Raw genomic sequence first — 18,547 nt, 5'->3', positions numbered from 1 at the left:
CCGGCGGCGTTGCCCGGGTCATGGACACCGATCACACCGTGCCGGAGCCGGCCGAGGTCGCCGCTCTGGACGCGTACTCCCAGGTGGTCACGACCGTGGCGGCCCGGGTGCTGCCCAACGTGGCCGCGCTGTCGGTGCGCACCGCGCGCGGGGCCGGCGCCGGCTCCGCGGTCACCGTGGGCACCGACGGCCTGCTGCTGACCAGCGCCCACGTGGTGCAGGGCGCCGGAGGCGGTTCGGCGAGCTTCGCCGACGGCACCGAGACCCGGTTCCGGGTGGTCGGCGCCGACCCGCTGTCGGACCTGGCGGTGCTGCGGGTCGACGAGGCCACCGTGCCGCTGGTGGAGCTGGGCGACGCCGACGGGCTGCGGATCGGCCAGCTGGTGGTGGCCGTCGGCAACCCGATGGGGTTGGCCGGCTCGGTCACCGCCGGGGTGGTCTCCGGGCTGGGCCGCTCACTGCCCGCCCGGGACGGCCGGGTGACCCGGCTGATCGAGGACGTCATCCAGACCGACGCCGCGCTGAACCCGGGCAACTCCGGCGGGGCGCTCGCCGACTCGGCCGGGCGGGTGATCGGGGTGAACACCGCGGTCGCCGGCTACGGGCTCGGGCTGGCCGTGCCGATCAACACCACCACCCGGCAGATCATCGCCGACCTGACCACCGACGGCCGGGTCCGCCGGGCCTGGCTGGGCGTCGCCGGGGTGCCGGTGCCGCTGCCCCCGGAGGTCACCGCCCGCACCGGCCAGCGGCGCGGCCTGCGGGTGGTGGAGGTGGTGCCGGGCAGCCCGGCCGGGGTTGCCGGGATCTATCTGGGCGACGTCATCGTCTCCGCCGGCGGCCGGCCGGTCCGCGACGGCCAGGGCCTGCAACGGCTGATGCTGGGCCCGGCGATCGGCACCCGACTGCCGGTCACCGTGCTGCGCAAGGGCGCCTTCGTCGACGTGGTCGCGGTGCCGACCGAGCTGGCCCGCTGACCCCGGTGGCTCCCCGGTCGGGCGGCCCGGGGCGTCGACGGGTGCCGAGCCGCACCGCCCGGCAGGCGAACGGGCCCCTCCCCACCGGGGAGGGGCCCGTTCGCCGGTCAGCCGGGACTCAGCGGGCGCCGAGGTGCGCGAGCAGGTCCTGCCGGGTGAGCACACCCTTGGGCTTGCCGTCCACCAGCACCAGCGCGGCGTCGGACTTCTCCAGCAGGTTGACCGCCTCGCTCACCGGCTGGCCGCCACCGATCATCGGCAGCGGCTCGCCCATGTGCCGCTCGATCGTGTCGTGCAGGTGCGCCTGGCCGGTGAAGAGCGCGTCGAGCAGGTCCTTCTCGGCGATCGAGCCGGCCACCTCGCCGGTGACCACCGGCGGCTCGGCCTTGAGCACCGGCAGCTGGGAGACGCCGTACTCGCGCATGTAGTCGATCGCGTCGCGGACCGTCTCGGTGGGGTGCACGTGCACCAGCTCGGGCAGGCCGCCCGGCTTGCCGGCCAGCGCGTCGGCCACGGTCGGCTCGGCGCCGGAGTTGTCGAGGAAACCGTACCGGGCCATCCACCGGTCGTTGAAGATCTTGGACAGGTAGCCCCGGCCGCTGTCCGGCAGCAGCACCACGACCACGTCGTCCGGGCCGGCCTTGCGGGCCACCTCCAGGGCGGCGACCACGGCCATCCCGCAGGAGCCGCCGACCAGCAGCCCCTCCTCGCGGGCCAGCCGCCGGGTCATCTCGAACGACGCCTTGTCGGAGACCTCGACGATCTCGTCGGCGACCCCCCGGTCGTACGTCTCCGGCCAGAAGTCCTCACCGACGCCCTCCACCAGGTAGGGCCGGCCGGTGCCGCCGGAGTAGACCGAGCCCTCCGGGTCCGCGCCGATGACCTTGACCCGCCCCTGCGAGGCCTCCTTCAGGTAGCGGCCGATGCCGGAGATGGTGCCGCCGGTGCCCACGCCGGCCACGAAGTGGGTGAGCCCGCCGTCGGTCTGCTTCCACAGCTCCGGGCCGGTGGTCTCGTAGTGCGAGCGCGGGTTGGCCGGGTTGCTGTACTGGTTGGGCTTCCAGGCGCCGGGGATCTCCCGGGCCAGCCGGTCGGAGACGTTGTAGTAGGAGCGCGGGTCCTCCGGGGCGACCGCGGTCGGGCAGACCACCACCTCGGCGCCGTACGCCCGCAGCACGTCCTGCTTGTCCTGGCTGACCTTGTCCGGGCAGACGAAGACGCACTTGTAGCCCTTGAGCTGCGCCACCAGGGCCAGCCCGACGCCGGTGTTGCCGCTGGTCGGCTCGACGATGGTGCCACCCGGCTTGAGGATCCCCGCGGCCTCGGCGTCCTCCACCATGCGCAGCGCGATCCGGTCCTTCACCGAACCGCCGGGGTTGAGGTACTCCACCTTCGCCAGCACGGTCGCCCGGATGCCCTCGGTGACGTTGCGCAGCCGCACCAGCGGGGTGTTGCCGATCATCTCGACGACGTTGTCGTAGTACTGCACCTCGTTGTGCCCTTCTCCTCCGGCGCCGGCGCCGGCGGCCGGGCTGGTGATTCGCGGTTTTCCCGCGCCCAGGGTACGTCGGGTCAGGGCACCACGTGGCCGGGGATCACCGACCGGCGGCGCTCCTCCCACTCCAGGAAGCGCTCGGTCTCGGCGAGCACGCTGCCGGCCAGCCAGGTGACCATGACCGCGTCGTCGGCCAGGCCGAAGATCGCCAGCGGGATCTCCGGGAGCAGGTCGACCGGCGAGACGATGTACGCCGCCGCCGCCGTCATCAGGGCCAGCCGGAGGCCGCCGTCGTACTCGCCGCGGGCGGTGGCCCGGATCATCCGGGGCAGCGCCGCCAGCCGCGCCCCGAGCGACGGGCCGCCCCGCGCACCGGTCATCAGCGCCCGCGCCAGCGCGGTGAACGCCGCGCTCCGCTTCAACGTCTTCGCCATCTCCTCGCCCCTCTCCGCGTGCCAGGGTGCCGCGCCCGCGCAACCCCGCGCCGCCGCGCCCGCCGGTCCGGCCGGCACCGGAACAGGTACCCAGTCGTCGTCTTCCCGGCACCCACCCCGCCGGCACGACGACAGCGGCCTGTCGGGCCGGCGCGATAATGTCGGCTCATGGGGGTCGCTGGTTCCGTCGTACCGGTTGGTCCGCGCTGGCAGCGCGCTCGGCGGGTCGCCCGCCTGGCGGCGATCGGCACGGGCGCCACCGTGGCGGCCGCTGCGGCGACCACCGGCGTGCTGCTCGGCCAGGCGCGGCAGGCCCGGCGCACCATCCCGATGGCCGAGGCGCCGCCGCCGCGCTGCGACGGGGTCTACGGCGCGAAGCTTCCCGGCCCACCGGTCACCATGGTCATCCTCGGAGACTCCTCGGCCGCCGGCTACGGGGTGCACCGCCGCCGGGAGACGCCCGGCGCGCTGCTCGCCACCGGCCTGTCCCGCCGGTTGCAGCGGCCGGTCCGGCTGCACCGGTTCGCCGTGGTCGGGGCCATCTCCGCCGGGCTCCGGCACCAGGTCGAGGCCGCCCTGGAGTGCCGTCCCGACGTCGCGGTGATCCTGATCGGCGGCAACGACGTCACCAACCGCACCCCGCTCGGGCTGGCGGTGCGCTACCTGGTCGAGGCGGTCCGCGCGCTGCGCGGCGCCGGCTGCGAGGTGGTCGTCGGCACCTGCCCCGACCTGGGGGCGATCCGGCCGATCCAGCCGCCGCTGCGCTGGCTGGCCCGGCGCTGGAGCCGCCAGCTGGCCGCCGCGCAGACGGTGGCCGTGGTCGAGGCGGGCGGCTGGACGGTCTCCCTCGGCGACCTGCTCGGCCCCCGGTTCGCGGCCGAACCCACCCGGATGTTCGCCTGGGACCGCTTCCACCCGTCCGCCGAGGGCTACGCGGTGGCCGCCGCCGCGCTGCTGCCCACCGTCCTGTCGGCGCTCGGCGCCGGGCAGGAACGCCGCCCTGCGCCGGTGCGCGGGGAAGGCGTACGGTCGCTGCCGGAGGCGGCGCAGGAGGCGGCCCGGCACGCCGGCACCGAGGTCAGCGGCGCCCAGGTCCGGGGCCGCGACCGCGGTCCGGCCGGCCGGTGGGCGCAACTGCGCCGACGGGCGTTCTTCGGGGTCGGTGCGGTGCCGCAACCCGGTCGCGCCACCGACTCACCCACAGTGGAGGGACTGGCATGAGCGAGCAGTTGACCACCTCGGGGCTCGCCCGCCGGCTGGGCCGGGCGGCGGCGCTCTCCCTGCTCGCCGGCACGGTGGGCAGCGCGGCCGTCCTCGCCGGCCAGGCCTTCCTCGCCCGGCACCGGCAGTACGCCCAGCCCGAGCTGGGGCTCGCGCTGCGCGCCACCGTCGGGCGCACCGGCGCCCCGCCGCTGCGGCTGGTGCTGCTCGGCGACTCGTCCGCCCTCGGGGTCGGCGTCGACCGCCTCGACGACACCATCGGCGGCCAGCTGGCCAACCTGCTCGCCGAGGGCCCGTCCGGGCGGCGGGTCCACCTGTCCAGCGTGGGTGTCTCCGGTTCCCGCTCCACCGACCTGGCCACCCAGGTGGCCCGGGCGCTGCTCGGCGAGCGGCCCGACGTGGCGGTGATCCTGATCGGCGCCAACGACGCCACCAGCCTGCGCCGGCCGGCCGACGCCGCCGCGTACCTCGGCGCGGCCGTGCACCGGCTGCGCGAGGCCCGGGTCGAGGTGGTCGTCGGCACCTGCCCCGACCTCGGCGCGGTACGCGCGATCGCGCCGCCGCTGCGCTACCTCGTCGGCTGGTCCGGGCGGCGGACCGCCCGCGCCCAGCTGGCCGCGGTCCTCGACGCCGGCGGCACGGTGGTCGACCTGGCCACCGAGACCGGGCCGGTGTTCCGGGCCGACGCGGGCACGCTCTGCCACGACGGCTACCACCCCTCCGCGGACGGCTACCGGGTCTGGGCGCACGCCCTGCTGCCGGCCGTCTCCGCCGCCGCGGCGGTCGCCTCCCGGCACTGACCGGCCCACCCCGTCCGAGCGGGTCGGCCACCCCGCGCGACCCGTCCGCCCGCACGGCCCACCGCCGCACGCGCCGGACCGCCCGTCCACCCGCGGGCTCCCGCCCAACCCCGCTGGTCGCCGTCGAGATCGTGCTCGATCCCGGATGCAGTGGCCGCACCGCGCGGTCGGGGCCACCACATCCGGGATCGAGTGTGATCATGCAGCGAGTAGCGCCCGCCCGCGCGGGGTGACATTTCCCGCCGGGTGCGCGGCTTCCGCGTCAAGTTACCCGCGGGTTAACGTTGGTTCATGCCGACTGAGTCGTCCCGCGACGCTGTCATCGTCGCCACCGCCCGCTCCCCCATCGGCCGGGCGCACAAGGGGTCCCTGCGCGACGTCCGACCGGACGACCTCGCCGCGACCATCGTCCAGGCCGCCCTCGACAAGATCCCGGCGCTCGACCCGACCGAGATCGACGACCTCTACCTCGGATGCGGCCTGCCCGGCGGCGAGCAGGGCTTCAACATGGCCCGCGTGGTGGCCACCCTGATGGGCCTGGACGGCCTGCCGGGTGCCACCGTCACCCGCTACTGCGCCTCCTCGTTGCAGACCACCCGGATGGCGATGCACGCGATCCGGGCCGGCGAGGGTGACGTCTTCATCTCCGCCGGCGTCGAGTGCGTCTCCCGGTACGCCGGCGGCAACTCCGACGCCCTCCCGCCGGAGGCGCAGGCGCTGGTCGGTGGCGGCTGGGAGAACCCGCGCTTCGCCGAGGCGCGCCGGCGCTCCAAGGCCCGCGCCGAGGCCGGCGCCCCGGTCTGGACCGACCCGCGCGAGGCCGGTGAGCTGCCGGACATCTACCTCGCCATGGGGCAGACCGCCGAGAACCTGGCCCAGGTGCACGACGTGACCCGCGCCGACATGGACGAGTTCGGCGTACGCAGCCAGAACCTGGCCGAGAAGGCGATCGCCGACGGCTTCTGGGCCCGGGAGATCACCCCGGTCACCACGCCGGACGGCACCGTGGTCAGCACCGACGACGGCCCGCGTCCCGGGGTCACCCTGGAGGGGGTCGCCGGGCTGAAGCCGGTGTTCCGGCCGGACGGCCGGATCACCGCCGGCAACTGCTGCCCGCTCAACGACGGCGCCGCCGCCGTGGTGGTGATGAGCGCCCAGCGGGCCCGGGACCTGGGGCTCACCCCGCTGGCCCGGATCGTCTCCACCGGCGTCACCGCGCTCTCCCCGGAGATCATGGGTCTCGGCCCGGTCGAGGCGTCCAGGCAGGCGCTCAAGCGGGCCGGCATGACCATCGACGACGTCGACCTGGTGGAGATCAACGAGGCGTTCGCCGCCCAGGTGATCCCCTCCTACCGACAGCTCGACATCCCGCTGGAGAAGCTGAACGTGGCCGGTGGGGCCATCGCCGTCGGGCACCCCTTCGGCATGACCGGCGCCCGGATCACCGGCACGCTGCTGAACGCGCTGGAGTGGCACGACAAGACCATCGGCCTGGAGACGATGTGCGTCGGCGGCGGCCAGGGCATGGCCATGGTCCTGGAACGCCTCAGCTGAGCCGGGCGCCCGTCCGCGCCGGCCACGCCCCGCCGACCTCGCCTTCCCGGCACCGGGACGTCGTGCGCCGGGTCTAGAGTGCGCTGCGGGTCGCCGTCACCTCGGCGGCGGCCCGCGCCAGCACCTCGGGCGGTGGCCCGGCGGCGACCAGGTCGGCCGCGACCACCCGGAGCTGGTCGGGCAGGGCGAGGTCGTTGTCGAGCCGGGGCACCGTCCGGCGGGGCTGGCCCTCGGTGTCGGCGGCCAGGTTGGCGATCTCCTGCACCAGCCGGTGCACCAGGTCCCCGCGCGCGGCGTTGCCACCCGCCGCGACGGCCGCCCACCGCGGCTGCTCCCAGTGCCCCACCTGCCGCACCAGCAGCTCCACCGCCCGCCGCAACTCCCCCACACTCACCCGCCCACCCTACGACGCCCGACCCCACCTGCCGTTGATCATGAGGTTGGCGGCGGGAATCGCGATCCACTTCGCCGTCAACCTCATGATCAACGCGTTCGGGGGGTTAGCGGCGGAGGTAGGAGAGGAGGCGGAGGATCTGCCAGTAGAGGAAGATCAGGCCGACCAGCAGGCCGAACGCGCAGAGCCAGGCGTACCGGCGGGGTAGGCCGCCGCGCACGGACCGCTCGACCAGGTCGAAGTCGAGGATGAAGCTGAACGCGCCGGCGATGATCGCGACCACCGAGAAGGCGTACGCCGGCCAGCCGACCTCGCCGGTGAGGCTGTAGATCTCCAGCCCCTGCCGACCGGTGACCAGGTAGACGACCAGGTTGACCAGACTGATCGCGACGATGCCGAGCAGCGTGCCGACGACCAGCCGGGCCAGCAGCGGCGTGGCCCGGACCAGCCGGGCCCGGTAGAGCAGCGCCATGCCGAGGAAGACGCCGAAGGTGCCCGCCACCGCCTGCACCACGATGCCCGGGTAGACCAGTTCGAACGCCCGGCTGGCCACGCCCAGCAGCAGCCCCTGGAGCAGGGCGTACCCCACGATCGGCGCCGGACTGGTGATCCCCCGCCAGGAGATCACCACGGCGAGCGCCAACCCGGCCAGCGCGGTGCCCGCCAGCGCGCCGGGCACCCAGACCGCCTGCGGCACGGCCACCCAGGCGGCCGCGGCGGTGACCCCGGTGAGCAGCAGCAGCCCGACGGTGCGGACCACCACGTCGTCGACGGTCATCGCCTCCGCGGCGCCGACGCCGAGCACCCGGCGCTGTACCCGGCTGGTCTCGTCCAGCCGGTTCAGCACCGGGTTGCTGCTGCGCACATCGCCTCCTCGGCCGGATACCCCCGCTGTCACTCTGCCCCGGACGGCCCGGCCGTGGCGGGGAAACGCGGCGGCCCGCGGTGGGCCGGAAACGACCGCGCCCGCCCCCGCGGTGCGGGGACGGGCGCCGGTCAGGGGCGGGCGAGGTCAGTCGTCGCCCTGGAAGTAGCTCAGCAGGCGCAGGATCTCGATGTAGAGCCAGATCAGGCTGACCAGGATGCCGAACGCGGCGACCCAGGAGTAGCGCTGGGGCAGCCCCATCCGGACGCCGTCCTCGACCTCCTTGAAGCTGAGCACGAAGCTCAGCGAGGCCACCACGATGCAGACCAGGCTGAAGCCGATGGCCAACGGGCTGCCGTCACGCAGCCCGGTGTTGACGCCGAAGAGCGCCAGCACGAGGTTGATCAGCATGACCGCGAAGAGGCCGGCCATCACCGCGATCATGCCCTTGACGAACACCGGGGTGGCCCGGATGACCTTCGCCTTGTAGAGCACGCCCATCAGGAGGAAGACGCCGAAGGTGGCGGTCACCGCCTGGAGCACGATGCCGTCGTAGAGCGACTCGAAGTACTTGCTGATCATGCCGACGAAGACGCCCTCGACGACGGCGTACGCGACGACCAGCGCCGGGTTCGCCATCCGGGAGAACGAGATGATCAGGCCGAGCGCCAGACCGACCACGGCGGCGCCCATCCACGCCACGCCGAGCAGCGCGTCGGGCACCAGCACCCAGGCGGCCGCGGCGGAGACGCCGAGGATGCCCAGGAGCGTGACGGTCTTGACCACCACGTCGTCGATCGACATGGGCGTGACGGCCGGCGGAGCGGCCGGGTAGCCCGCCTCCGTCGGGTACTGCTGGGGGTAGCCGGGCTGTCCGTACGGCCCGGTCGGGGCGTACCCGGCGGAGCGCTCCCGCTCGGCCGCCTGGCCGAGCCGGGCGAGCACCGGGTTCGAAGTCTTCACTGTCAGGCCTCCCTCAGGGGGTCGATGCACGTGAACGTGCAGTGTCAAGAGTAAACGGCCCGGCCAGTCCCGTGGAGATCGCCGACCGAGAAGGGAGGCGAAAGTGTCGGTGCCCGGGGCGGGGGTCGAACCCGCACGCCTTGCGGCAGCCGCTTTTAAGGCGGCCGTGTCTGCCGTTCCACCACCCGGGCGGGGCGGCACCGGCGCGTCGACACGCGCGGTGCAGTGTCACGGTAGCGGGTCGTCGGCGACCCGGCGTACCCCGACGCCTGGCTGACACTAGGGTCGAGACCGTGAGCAGCGCAGCCCCCACGGCCCCCGACGCCGTCCCCGGCCAGGCTGTCCACCCCACCGAAGCGGCACCCCGGCCGCGGCTCGCCCGCCTGCTGGCGACCGCCACCCGGCACCGTACGGACCTGCTCGTCGGGCTGCTCTTCCTGGCACTCGCCGGCTGGCTCACCCACGGTCTCTGGCCCGACCCGTCCGGCCGGACGCTGGCGCTCAACCCGGAGGACCAGACCCTCTACGAGTGGTTCCTGGCGGTGGACTCGCGGGCCCTGCTCGGCGACTTCGGCCTGCTCACCGACCGGCTCAACGCGCCGGACGGGGTGAACCTGATGACCAACACCTCGGTCATCGCGCTCGGTGTGCTGCTCGCCCCGGTCACCCTGCTGCTCGGCGCGCCGGTGACCTTCGCGCTGCTGGCGGCGGTGAACCTGGCCGGCACCTCGGTCGCCTGGTACCTGCTGTTCACCCGGACCCTGCGGGCCCGCCGGCTCGCCGCCGGACTGGGCGCCGCGCTCTGCGGCTTCGGCCCGGGCATGGTCTCGCAGACCAACAGCCACCTGCACATGACCGCCCAGTGGCTGGTGCCGGTGATCGTCTGGCTGGTGATCCGGCTGCTGCGCGCCGCCGACCCCGGCCCTACCGTGCCGGGCGCCGGCCGGGCCGGCGCGGGCGGCGACGGCTTCGACCGGCGCCGGCTGACCACCTCGGCGATCGGCCTCGCCGCCGCGGTCACCGCGCAGGTCTTCATCGGCGAGGAGGTGCTCTTCCTCTGCGCCGTCACGCTGCTGGTCATGGCGATCACCTACGCGGTGGTGGACCGGGACCTGGCCCGCCGCGCGCTGCCCGGCTTCGCCAGCGGGATGACGCTCGCCGCCGGGCTGGCCCTGCTCGCGCTCGCCGGGCCGCTGTGGTTCCAGTTCGCCGGGCCGCAGGGCGTCGCCGACGGGATGTTCAGCCCGAACTACTTCTCGGCCGACCTGCGCAGCTGGTGGACGATCTCGCCGCTCTCCGTCGCCGGCGGCGCGGAGGGGGCCCGGCTCACCACCGGCCCGGCCGAGTACAACACCTTCCTCGGCTGGCCGCTGCTGGCGGTCACCGCCGGCTGCGCGCTCTGGTTGGGCCGCCGCCCGCTGGCTGTCGCCTGCGTGGTCGGCGTGCTCGCCATGGGCGCGCTCTCGCTCGGCCCCCGGCTGGTGCTCGACGGCGACCGCACCGCCCTGCCCGGCCCGTACGCGCTGATCGCCGGACTGCCGGTGGTGGACGGCGCGCTGCCGATGCGGTTCGCCCTCGCGGTGCTGCCGCTGACCGCCACGCTGCTGGTGCTGGCGGTGGACCGGGCGCTGCGCGACACCGGGCGGGTCCGCCGGGTGGTCCCGATGCTGGTCGGCGCGGCGCTGCTGCCCGTGGTGCCGACGCCGCTGCCGACCGCCGAACGCCCGCCGGTGCCGGAGTTCATCACCGCCGGCCACTGGCGGCAGTGCGTACGCCCCGGCGGGGTGCTGGTGCCGGTGCCGCTGCCCACCCCCAAGGATCCCTGGCCGATGCGCTGGGCGGCCGCCGCCGACGCCGGGTTCGCGATCCCGGAGGGCTTCTTCATCGGCCCGTACGGCCGCGGCGGCACCGCCGCCATGGGCACCTACAAGCGGCCCACCTCCGCCCTGCTGGCCGAGGTCGCCAAGCATGGCCTGCAGCCGGCCGTCGGGGACGAGCAGCGCCGGCAGGCGGCGAAGGACGCCGACTTCTGGGGCGCCTCCTGCGTGGCGCTGGCCGTCGACACCCCGCACGCGGAGAGCCTGCGCGGCACGCTGGAGCAGCTCTACGGCCCGGCCACCCGGATCGCCGACGCCTGGACCTGGCGGGTCTGACCGACCCGGAACGAAGCGAGCCCCTCCGCGTGGGCGGAGGGGCTCGGTCCGTCGTACGCGGGTCAGCCGCGTGGTGTGCCGACCGGCTGGGACGCCTCGGCGAACTCCTCGCGCGGGTCGTGCAGCTGGCCGAGGGCGACCACCTCGCGCTTCAGGAAGAACGCCAGCGACCAGTCGACCACGACCCGGACCTTACGGTTGAACGAGGGGATCCGGCTCATGTGGTACGTCCGGTGCATGAACCAGGCCGGCCAGCCCTTCATCTTGATGCCGTACACCTGGGCGACGCCCTTGTGCAGGCCCAGGCTGGCCACGCTGCCGGCGTGCTTGTGCTTGTACTCCACCGGCTCCCGGCCGCGGATGACGTTGACGATGTTGTCGGCCATCCGGGCGGCCTGGCGCACCGCGTGCTGCGCGCTCGGCGAGCAGTACGCCCCGGGCGGGCCGGTCAGGTCCGGCACGGCCGCGCAGTCGCCCGCGCTCCAGGCGCCCTCGACCACCCGGTCGCCGTCGACCACCTGCAGGGTCGGCAGGCAGGTGACCCGGCGCCGCTCGTCGCGCGGGAAGTCGGTCGCGTCCAGCAGCGGGGACGGCTTGACGCCGGCCGTCCAGACGATGGTGTCGGCCTTGAAGCTGTCGCCGTCGGAGAGCGCCACCACCCCGTCGACGCAGGACTCCAGCCGGGTGTCCAGCCGGATGTCCATGTCCCGCTTGAGCAGCTGCTGGACGGTGTAGGCGCCCATGTCCCGGTCGACCTCGGGCAGCACCCGCTGGGTCGCCTCGACCAGCACCCAGCGCATGTCCGCCGGCTTCAGCTCCGGGTAGTACCGCAGCGCGTCGCGGGCCATGTCCTCCATCTCGGCGAGCGCCTCGATGCCGGCGTACCCGCCGCCGACGAAGACGAAGGTCAGCGCGCTGCGGCGGACCTCCGGGTCGGGCGTGGCGGCGGCCACGTCGAGCCGGTCCAGCACGTGGTTGCGCAGGTAGATGGCCTCACCGATGGTCTTGAACCCGATGCCGTGCTCGTGCAGGCCGGGGATCGGCAGGGTCCGGGAGACCGAACCGGGCGCCACCACCACGTGGTCGTACCGGATCTCCCGGGTCGGACCGCTGATCGGCTGCACCACGGCGGTCCTGCGGTCGTGGTCGATCCGCGTCACCGCGCCCGCCACCACCTTGCACCGGCGCAACTCCCGCCGCAGCGGCACCACGGAGTGCCGGGGGGAGATGTTGCCGGCCGCCGCCTCGGGCAGGAACGGCTGGTAGGTCATGTGGGGCTGCGGGTCCACCACGATGACCTCAGCCTCACGGGAGCTGAGCTTCTTCGACAGGCGCAGGGCCGCGTAGAGACCGACGTGCCCGGCACCCACCACAAGGATCCGCTTCGGATTCACGTCATCTATCTTTCCCCGCGCAGCTCGGCTAATCCCGCTCGCGCCCCCCTTCTGTGACCGAGCACAACCCCTGTGACCTGCGCAACGTGTTGGGCGAGGGGGGTCAGCTGCGCCGGTGGCGCCGCGACCGGCCACACCCGTCACCCGCGTCGCAGCAGCCAGCCCAGCAACCCGGCCACCCCGGCCGCGACCAGCAGACCGGCCACCGTCACGGCCTGGAAACCGCGGTCGCCGCCGGCACCGGCGACCTCCACCAGCAGCACGCCGAGCACCGCGGCGGCGAGCACCACCGCGCCGGCCCGGAGCAGCCACCGCACGATCAGGTCGGGGTCGACCACCGCGTCGTAGGGCAGCACCGCGGCCAGCGCGCAGAGGGTGTGCATGAGATACAGCACCGCTGCCACCGCGAGCAGCCGCCAGAGCGCGATCGGCCGGCCGTACCCGTCGGTGGCCAGCAGCCACCCGCCGACGGTGACCAGCGCCGCGAAGGTCGGCCAGACCCGGCGCGGCGCGACCGCGGGCAGCAGGGCCACCACGACCAGCGCGCCGAGCGGCCGCCCGAACAGCACCTCCGCGGGGTACGCCAGCACGAAGCCGACCAGCACGGTGAGGAAGATGCCGGTGCGGACCAGCAGCGGCGTGAGGCTGACCCGGCCGGCCGCCCGCCGGACCGCCCGGACCCGTCCGGTGACCGCGTCGATCATCCGCGCCCACCCCCGCCGGGGACCGCCGGCCGCCGCCCGCTCACCGAACCACCTTTCGATCGCGACTGCGGGGCTCGCAGAACCGGCTCACTCCTCGCGCTCACCGGGCACCCACCCGGGGGGCGGTGGCCAGCCGGGCCACGTCGCGCAGCACCTGGTCCAGGCTGCCCGCGCCGGCCCAGCCCACCACCGGCACGCCGTGCTCGCGCAGCTGCCCGATCATCGTGTCCCGGTCGAGTCGCCACAGCCGGTACGCCACCTCCGCCCAACCGCGGTCCTTCGGCGCCGGCAGGTCGGCCGGCAGGGTGTCCACCGCGACCACGAACCGCCCGGAGCGGGCCAGCCGGGCCAGCATCTGCGCCGAACGCTCGTCCAGCAGCGGGGTGAGGACCACCACCAGCGCGTCCGCGGCCAGCAGCTGCGGCCCGAACACCTGGTCGTACGGCTCGTGCGGGGAGTGCTCGGCGTGCACGTCGAGCAGCCACTCCAGCACGGTCAGGTACTGCCGGCGACCGGTGGCCGGGCGCAGCCGGCGCGCGCTCGGGCCGTACTCCAGCAGGGCCACCCGGTCTCCCCGGTGCAGGTAGTGCTCGGCGATCGCGGCGGCGGCCCGGACCGTGGTGTCCAGCACCGAGGCGGCGCCGCCGACCCCACCGGAGCGGCCCGCCTCGGCGAGCACGTCGAGCAGCACCACCACCTCGGCGTCCCGGTCGGACAGGGTGGCCGCCACGTGCAGTTGCCGGGCCCGCAGCGAGACCCGCCAGTCGATCCGGCGCAGCCGGTCGCCGGGCGCGAAGACGCGTACCCCGGCCAGCTCCCCGCCCTCGCCGGGCCGGCGCGAGCGGTGCGCGCCGACCAGGCCGGCGGCCCGGGGCATCGCCTCGACCGCCTCGAACGGCTCGGTCTTCGGGTAGACCCGGGTGCGGACCGGCTCGGTGATCACCGCGCGGGAGACGAGCAGGCCCTGCGCGGCGACGACGCGTGCCCCGGCCGGGCCGACCGGGTGCCGGCCCCAGCGCAGCGCCCGGCCGGCCAGCTCCAGGTCGACGGCGGTGGCGGTGGCGACGGAGGTGACGAACGGCCGGTCGGCGACGGCCGCGGCGCCCGGCCCGGCACCGGACGCCATCGCGGTGCCGGCGATGCTCGCCCGCTCGATCCGCAGCCAGGGCGAGACCCGGGTCCGGACCACCGCCACGTCGTAGTCGACCGTGTCCGGGTTGCCGAGCGTGACCGTGCCGGCGACCTCGCCCCCCTCGACCACGTGCGCGTCCTCGGTGGCGATCCAGACCTGGGGCAGCGCGGTCGGCCGGCGGCGCAACGCGTACGCCGTGCCGAGCGCGATCGGGGCGGCCAGCACGACCAGGTCGACCCGACCGAGCAGCACCGCCGCGATCAGCAGCAGGCCGGTCAGCAGCACCGCCCGGCCGAGCGCCCAGCTGGGCACCCAGCCGGGCGACGGTTCCGGCTCGCCGGCCTCGACCCGCGACACCGTGGACCCGGCCATCAGAGCCCGGGCCGGCCGGCGGCGTAGCTGGGCAGCGCGCCGCTGGCCGGGGCCGGCGTGCCGGAGAGCACCTCGCCGACCACGAAGGACGGATCGACCCGGCGCAGCCACATCTCCGGCCGCAGCGTGATCCGGTGCGCCAGCGCCGGGACCGCGACCTCCTTGACGTCCTCCGGCACCACGTAGTCCCGGCCGGCGAGGACCGCCCGCACCCGGGCCAGCAGCAGCAGCGCCAGCGACCCCCGGGGCGAGGCGCCGACCAGCACCGAGGGGTGTTCCCGGGTGGCCGCGGTCAGCGCGACGATGTAGCGGCCCACCGAGTCCTCCACCACCACGTCCTCCAGCGCGGCCTGCATGGCCCGCAACGTGGCGGCGTCGACCACCGGCTTGATGTCGGCCTCCTCGCGGCGGCGGCCCATCCGGCGGCGCAGCACCTCCCACTCCTCGTCGTGATCCGGGTAGCCGAAGGACACCCGCAGGAGGAACCGGTCGAGCTGCGCCTCGGGCAGCGGGTAGGTGCCCTCGTACTCGATCGGGTTGGCGGTGGCCAGCACGTGGAACGGCTCGTCCAGCCGGTACGTCACGCCCTCCACCGAGACCTGCTTCTCCTGCATCGCCTCGAGCAGGGCCGACTGGGTCTTCGGCGGGGTCCGGTTGATCTCATCGGCGAGCAGCAGGTTGGTGAAGACCGGGCCGGCCCGGAAGGCGAAGTCGCCGCTGCGCTGGTCGTAGAGGAACGAGCCGGTGACGTCGGCCGGCAGTAGGTCGGGGGTGAACTGGAGCCGGCGGAAGTCCAGCCCGAGCGCCTGGGCGAAGGAGCGGGCGGTCAGCGTCTTGCCCAGCCCGGGCAGGTCCTCCAGCAGCACGTGGCCGCCGGCCAGGATCCCGGCGAGGACCAGCTCCAGCGCGTCCCGCTTGCCGACCACGACCTGGCCGACCGCGTCCAGCACCGCCCGGGCGAGGTGGCCGACCTCGGTGGCGGGGATCGTCCGGTCGACGTCGTTCATCACAGTTTCTCCAGTTCGGCGACGATCGCCGCGAGGTCGCGCGGCGACGGGGTGCGGCGGGGCGGGGTCTCCAGGAAGGTCCACAGCCGCTCACCCAGCAGGGCGCGGGCGCGGGCCGGGTCGGATTCGCGGGTCACGCCGTGCCGCTGGCGCAGCCGCTCGTCGGCCAGCTCGCCGAGCCGGGGCAGGATCACCCCGGTGAACCGTTCCGGCCGGGTGGTCGACCAGTCCAACGGCCACTCCCAGCCGTTGATCGCGGTGCGCAGCGCGTCCCGGGCGTTCCAGTTCCAGGTGCCGTCGTCGTCGACGTAGGCGGCCCGGGACCCGGCCGGGGGCGGCGGCGGAGGCGCCAGCGCGGCGACGACCCGGCGCACCGCGAACAGCGCGACCACCCCGGCGACCAGGATCAGCAGGGACACCCGCAGGCCGACCAGGCGCAGCCCGGCGACCAGCACGACCACCACCGCCGCCATCCCGGCGAGGGTGCGCAGCACCTGCCCGATCCGGCTGCCGCGGTCCCGCTCGTCGGGCCGGGACCGCTCCTCCTCGAAGCTGAGCAGGTCGTCGATGCTGGTGCTGCTCACGGCGTCACCTCAGCTCGCGACTGCGGGGCTCGCAAACCCGGCTCACTCCTCGCGCTCACGACGTCACCTCAGCTCGCGACTGCGGGGCTCGCAAACCCGGCTCACTCCTCGCGCTCACGACGTCACCTCAGCTCGCGACTGCGGGGCTCGCAAACCCGGCTCACTCCTCGCGCTCACGACGTCACCTCAGCTCGCGACTGCGGGGCTCGCAAACCCGGCTCACTCCTCGCGCTCACGACGCCACCTCCGCACCGCCGGCCACCACCGCGGTGAGCTCACCGCGCAACCGGCGCAGCGCGGCCCGGGCCTGGTCCCGGGTCTGCTCGTCGACCGGGTGGGTGGCGTACCGCGCCTCCCGGTAGACGTGGGCGAACTCGGCCAGCACGTCGGCGCTGACGATCGCCGGCACGCCGGCGGCCGGATCCCCGCGCAGCAGGCGGGTGACCAGGTCGGTGGGGGTGTCCCCGGGCAGCCGGGGCACGCCGGCCGCCGCGGCGGCCTCCTCCAGCCGGACCCAGCAGGCGATCACCGCGGTCCGCGGGTCGGTGGCCTGGTCGTCCAGCTCGACCAGGCCCGCGTCGAGGGCGGCGACCACCTCGCGGGCGGTGCCCTCGGCGGTGCGCCGGGCCGACTGCGCCGGCAGCGCCCGGGTGGTCCGGCGGATCGCGCCGCGGATCAGCGTGCAGGTCAGGTAGCCGAACGCGACCAGCAGGGCCAGCCCGAGCAGCACCATCGCCGCGGTGGCGATCCACTGCGGGATCTGCGCCTGGGTGGCCTCCCCCGCGTCGCGTGGCTCGATCGGGATCGACGGGCTCGGTGCCACCGTCGGGTATTCCGGAACGTAGGGGATGTTGTCGGCGGCGGGCGGGATCCGGCTCGCGCCGATCGACGAGTGCGCGGCCGCCGTCGCGGCGACGGCGAGCAGGACCGCCACCGCGGCCACCGGCCACCACCTGCGCAGCACGCTCAGATCCATCCGGGACTACCTCCGGACCACCGGGGCGTACGGCAACGGCCGGCACGTTCCGTCCGTCATCGCCACCGCCCCGCGTTTCAGTCCACCCCGGCCGACCGCTTCGCCCGGGCGAACACATCGTCCAGCATCCCTGGTGTCAGCCGCCCCGTGAAGGTGTTCTGCTGGCTGACGTGGTAGCAGCCGAGCAGCTCCGGTGCGGCCGTGCCGGACCAGTGTGCCCCATGCGCGAACGCCGGTCGCGGGCTGGGCGGGCGCTGGCCGTACACCGCACGCAGCACCGGCCACCACGCGGCCCAGGCGAACGCGCCCAGCGCGACCACCACCCGCAGCGCCGGCCGGATCAGCGCGACCTCGCGGTGCAGCCACGGCGCGCAGGTGTCCCGCTCCGGTGGCGTGGGCTTGTTGTCCGGCGGCGCGCAGCGCACCGCGGCGAAGATCCGGGTGTCCCGCAGGGTGAGGCCGTCGTCGGCGGAGACGCTGGTCGGCTGGTTGGCCAGGCCGGCGCGGTGCAGCGCGGCGAAGAGCACGTCGCCGGAGCGGTCGCCGGTGAAGATGCGGCCGGTGCGGTTGCCGCCGTGCGCGGCGGGCGCGAGGCCGAGGATGGCGATCCGCGCGTCGGGCGCGCCGAAGCCGGGCACCGGCCGTCCCCAGTACTCCTGGTTGCGGAAGGCCGCGCGGCGGGTCCGGGCGACCTCCTCCCGCCAGTCGACCAGCCGCGGGCAGGCGAAGCAGTCGCTGACGGCGGCGTCCAGGTCGGCCAGGTCGGTCGCCCGCCCGGCGCGGGCGACCACCTCCTCGGGCGTACGCGGCTCAGCCAAGCTTGGCCCGGAAGAGCTCGAGGGTGCGGGCCCAGGCGCTGGACGCGGCGCGCTGGTCGAACGCCTCGGGCCGGTCGTCGTTGAAGAAGGCGTGCGCGGTGCCCGGGTAGTCGTAGAGGTGGCAGGTGCCGCCGGCCTCCTCGATCGCCCGGCGGGCGGTCTGCACGCCCTCCGCCGTGGAGGTGCCGTCCTCTTCGGAGCAGTGGACGACCGCAGCCTTGCCGGCGTAGTCGGCCCAGTCGGGGCGCATCTTCTCCCAGGGCAGCCGCGGATAGAAGCCGACCGTGGCGACGATCCGCTCGGAGATGGTGGCCGACCAGAGCGCCAGGCTGCCACCGGCGCAGAACCCGACGCAGCCCACCTTGCCGGTCACCTCCGGCCGCTGCGCGAGGTAGTTCGCCGCGGCGGCGATGTCCCGCGCCGCCTCGTCCATCCGCAGGTCCATCAGCAGCCGCCGGGCCTCGTCCGGCTCGCTGGCCGTCTCGCCGTGGTAGAGATCGGGCGCGAGGGCGACGAAACCGGCCTCGGCGAAGCGGTCCGCCACCGAGGTGATGTGCGGCACCAGACCCCACCACTCCTGGATGACGATGACCGCGGGGCTGGCCGCACCGCCGGAGGGTATCGCGAGATACCCCTCGCTCGTCCCCCCGTTGCTGGTGAAGCTCACCATTTCGCCCATCGGCCCGTCCTCCTAGCGGTCAGTC

18 protein-coding genes and 1 tRNA gene are annotated in these 18,547 nt (G+C 74.8%); 5 read left to right on the top strand and 14 right to left on the bottom strand.

The window, feature by feature from the left end; genetic code table 11:
- The first annotated feature begins 20 nt into the window (after positions 1-20).
- A complete protein-coding gene (locus AC1WTP_RS25885; RefSeq protein WP_481651875.1) occupies positions 21-977 on the top strand; it encodes a S1C family serine protease in 957 nt (318 codons plus the stop codon).
- 118 nt (positions 978-1,095) lie between these two features.
- On the opposite strand, the gene AC1WTP_RS25880 is transcribed toward AC1WTP_RS25885, so the two are convergent.
- Together AC1WTP_RS25880 and AC1WTP_RS25875 are read right to left on the bottom strand one after the other, a co-directional pair.
- On the bottom strand, positions 1,096-2,466 hold the full coding sequence (locus AC1WTP_RS25880; RefSeq protein WP_481651874.1) for a cystathionine beta-synthase: 1,371 nt from the start codon (positions 2,464-2,466) through the stop codon (positions 1,096-1,098).
- A gap of 83 nt (positions 2,467-2,549) precedes the next feature.
- On the bottom strand, positions 2,550-2,906 hold the full coding sequence (locus AC1WTP_RS25875; protein WP_481651873.1) for a YkvA family protein: 357 nt from the start codon (positions 2,904-2,906) through the stop codon (positions 2,550-2,552).
- Between the two features lie 168 nt (positions 2,907-3,074).
- Between AC1WTP_RS25875 and AC1WTP_RS25870 the strand changes: the two genes are divergently transcribed.
- The 3 genes from AC1WTP_RS25870 to AC1WTP_RS25860 all read left to right on the top strand — a co-directional run bounded on the left by AC1WTP_RS25870 (position 3,075) and on the right by AC1WTP_RS25860 (position 6,481).
- Positions 3,075-4,127: an SGNH/GDSL hydrolase family protein gene (locus AC1WTP_RS25870; RefSeq protein WP_481651872.1), complete on the top strand. Its 1,053-nt coding sequence runs from the start codon at positions 3,075-3,077 to the stop codon at positions 4,125-4,127.
- Complete coding sequence (locus AC1WTP_RS25865; protein WP_481651871.1) at positions 4,124-4,927, top strand: SGNH/GDSL hydrolase family protein; 804 nt, start codon at positions 4,124-4,126, stop codon at positions 4,925-4,927. Before AC1WTP_RS25870 ends, AC1WTP_RS25865 begins: the two co-directional genes overlap by 4 nt.
- 291 nt (positions 4,928-5,218) lie before the next feature.
- On the top strand, positions 5,219-6,481 hold the full coding sequence (locus AC1WTP_RS25860) for an acetyl-CoA C-acetyltransferase (protein ID WP_481651870.1): 1,263 nt from the start codon (positions 5,219-5,221) through the stop codon (positions 6,479-6,481).
- Between the two features lie 73 nt (positions 6,482-6,554).
- Here AC1WTP_RS25860 and AC1WTP_RS25855 read toward each other — a convergent pair whose 3' ends face one another.
- The 4 genes from AC1WTP_RS25855 to AC1WTP_RS25840 form a co-directional block, all read right to left on the bottom strand.
- Positions 6,555-6,875 (bottom strand): hypothetical protein, encoded by a 321-nt coding sequence (locus AC1WTP_RS25855; protein ID WP_481651869.1) that lies wholly within the window; start codon positions 6,873-6,875, stop codon positions 6,555-6,557.
- A 106-nt stretch (positions 6,876-6,981) separates the two neighbouring features.
- Positions 6,982-7,740, bottom strand: a complete 759-nt coding sequence (locus AC1WTP_RS25850; RefSeq protein ID WP_481651868.1) for a Bax inhibitor-1/YccA family protein — start codon at positions 7,738-7,740, stop codon at positions 6,982-6,984.
- A 147-nt stretch (positions 7,741-7,887) separates the two neighbouring features.
- On the bottom strand, positions 7,888-8,703 hold the full coding sequence (locus tag AC1WTP_RS25845) for a Bax inhibitor-1/YccA family protein (RefSeq protein WP_481651867.1): 816 nt from the start codon (positions 8,701-8,703) through the stop codon (positions 7,888-7,890).
- A 110-nt stretch (positions 8,704-8,813) separates the two neighbouring features.
- Positions 8,814-8,894 (bottom strand) — tRNA-Leu (locus AC1WTP_RS25840).
- 102 nt (positions 8,895-8,996) lie between these two features.
- Between AC1WTP_RS25840 and AC1WTP_RS25835 the strand changes: the two genes are divergently transcribed.
- Positions 8,997-10,856, top strand: a complete 1,860-nt coding sequence (locus tag AC1WTP_RS25835) for a DUF6311 domain-containing protein (RefSeq protein WP_481651866.1) — start codon at positions 8,997-8,999, stop codon at positions 10,854-10,856.
- A gap of 62 nt (positions 10,857-10,918) precedes the next feature.
- Here AC1WTP_RS25835 and AC1WTP_RS25830 read toward each other — a convergent pair whose 3' ends face one another.
- The 8 genes from AC1WTP_RS25830 to AC1WTP_RS25795 form a co-directional block, all read right to left on the bottom strand.
- Positions 10,919-12,250 carry an NAD(P)/FAD-dependent oxidoreductase gene (locus AC1WTP_RS25830; protein WP_481651865.1) on the bottom strand — a complete coding sequence of 444 codons (1,332 nt, stop codon included), beginning with the start codon at positions 12,248-12,250 and terminating at the stop codon, positions 10,919-10,921.
- Positions 12,251-12,390: 140 nt separating this feature from the next.
- On the bottom strand, positions 12,391-12,954 hold the full coding sequence (locus AC1WTP_RS25825) for a hypothetical protein (protein ID WP_481651864.1): 564 nt from the start codon (positions 12,952-12,954) through the stop codon (positions 12,391-12,393).
- Positions 12,955-13,054: 100 nt separating this feature from the next.
- Positions 13,055-14,458 (bottom strand): DUF58 domain-containing protein, encoded by a 1,404-nt coding sequence (locus tag AC1WTP_RS25820; RefSeq protein ID WP_481651863.1) that lies wholly within the window; start codon positions 14,456-14,458, stop codon positions 13,055-13,057.
- A complete protein-coding gene (locus tag AC1WTP_RS25815) occupies positions 14,458-15,465 on the bottom strand; it encodes an AAA family ATPase (protein ID WP_481651862.1) in 1,008 nt (335 codons plus the stop codon). The genes AC1WTP_RS25820 and AC1WTP_RS25815 overlap by 1 nt, the downstream gene beginning before the upstream one ends.
- Positions 15,465-16,049, bottom strand: a complete 585-nt coding sequence (locus tag AC1WTP_RS25810) for a hypothetical protein (protein WP_481651861.1) — start codon at positions 16,047-16,049, stop codon at positions 15,465-15,467. The genes AC1WTP_RS25815 and AC1WTP_RS25810 overlap by 1 nt, the downstream gene beginning before the upstream one ends.
- A 232-nt stretch (positions 16,050-16,281) precedes the next feature.
- A complete protein-coding gene (locus AC1WTP_RS25805; protein ID WP_481651860.1) occupies positions 16,282-17,025 on the bottom strand; it encodes a DUF4129 domain-containing protein in 744 nt (247 codons plus the stop codon).
- Positions 17,026-17,102: 77 nt separating this feature from the next.
- Complete coding sequence (locus AC1WTP_RS25800; RefSeq protein WP_481651908.1) at positions 17,103-17,816, bottom strand: uracil-DNA glycosylase; 714 nt, start codon at positions 17,814-17,816, stop codon at positions 17,103-17,105.
- A gap of 19 nt (positions 17,817-17,835) precedes the next feature.
- Entirely contained in the window at positions 17,836-18,522 is a 687-nt protein-coding gene (locus AC1WTP_RS25795) for a dienelactone hydrolase family protein (RefSeq protein ID WP_481651859.1), read from the bottom strand.
- Positions 18,523-18,547 lie beyond the last annotated feature (25 nt).

This window comes from Micromonospora sp. R311 (assembly GCF_056780015.1).
Note: the sequence above shows the minus strand (reverse complement) of the source record. Positions and strands in the feature narration are given on the sequence as shown.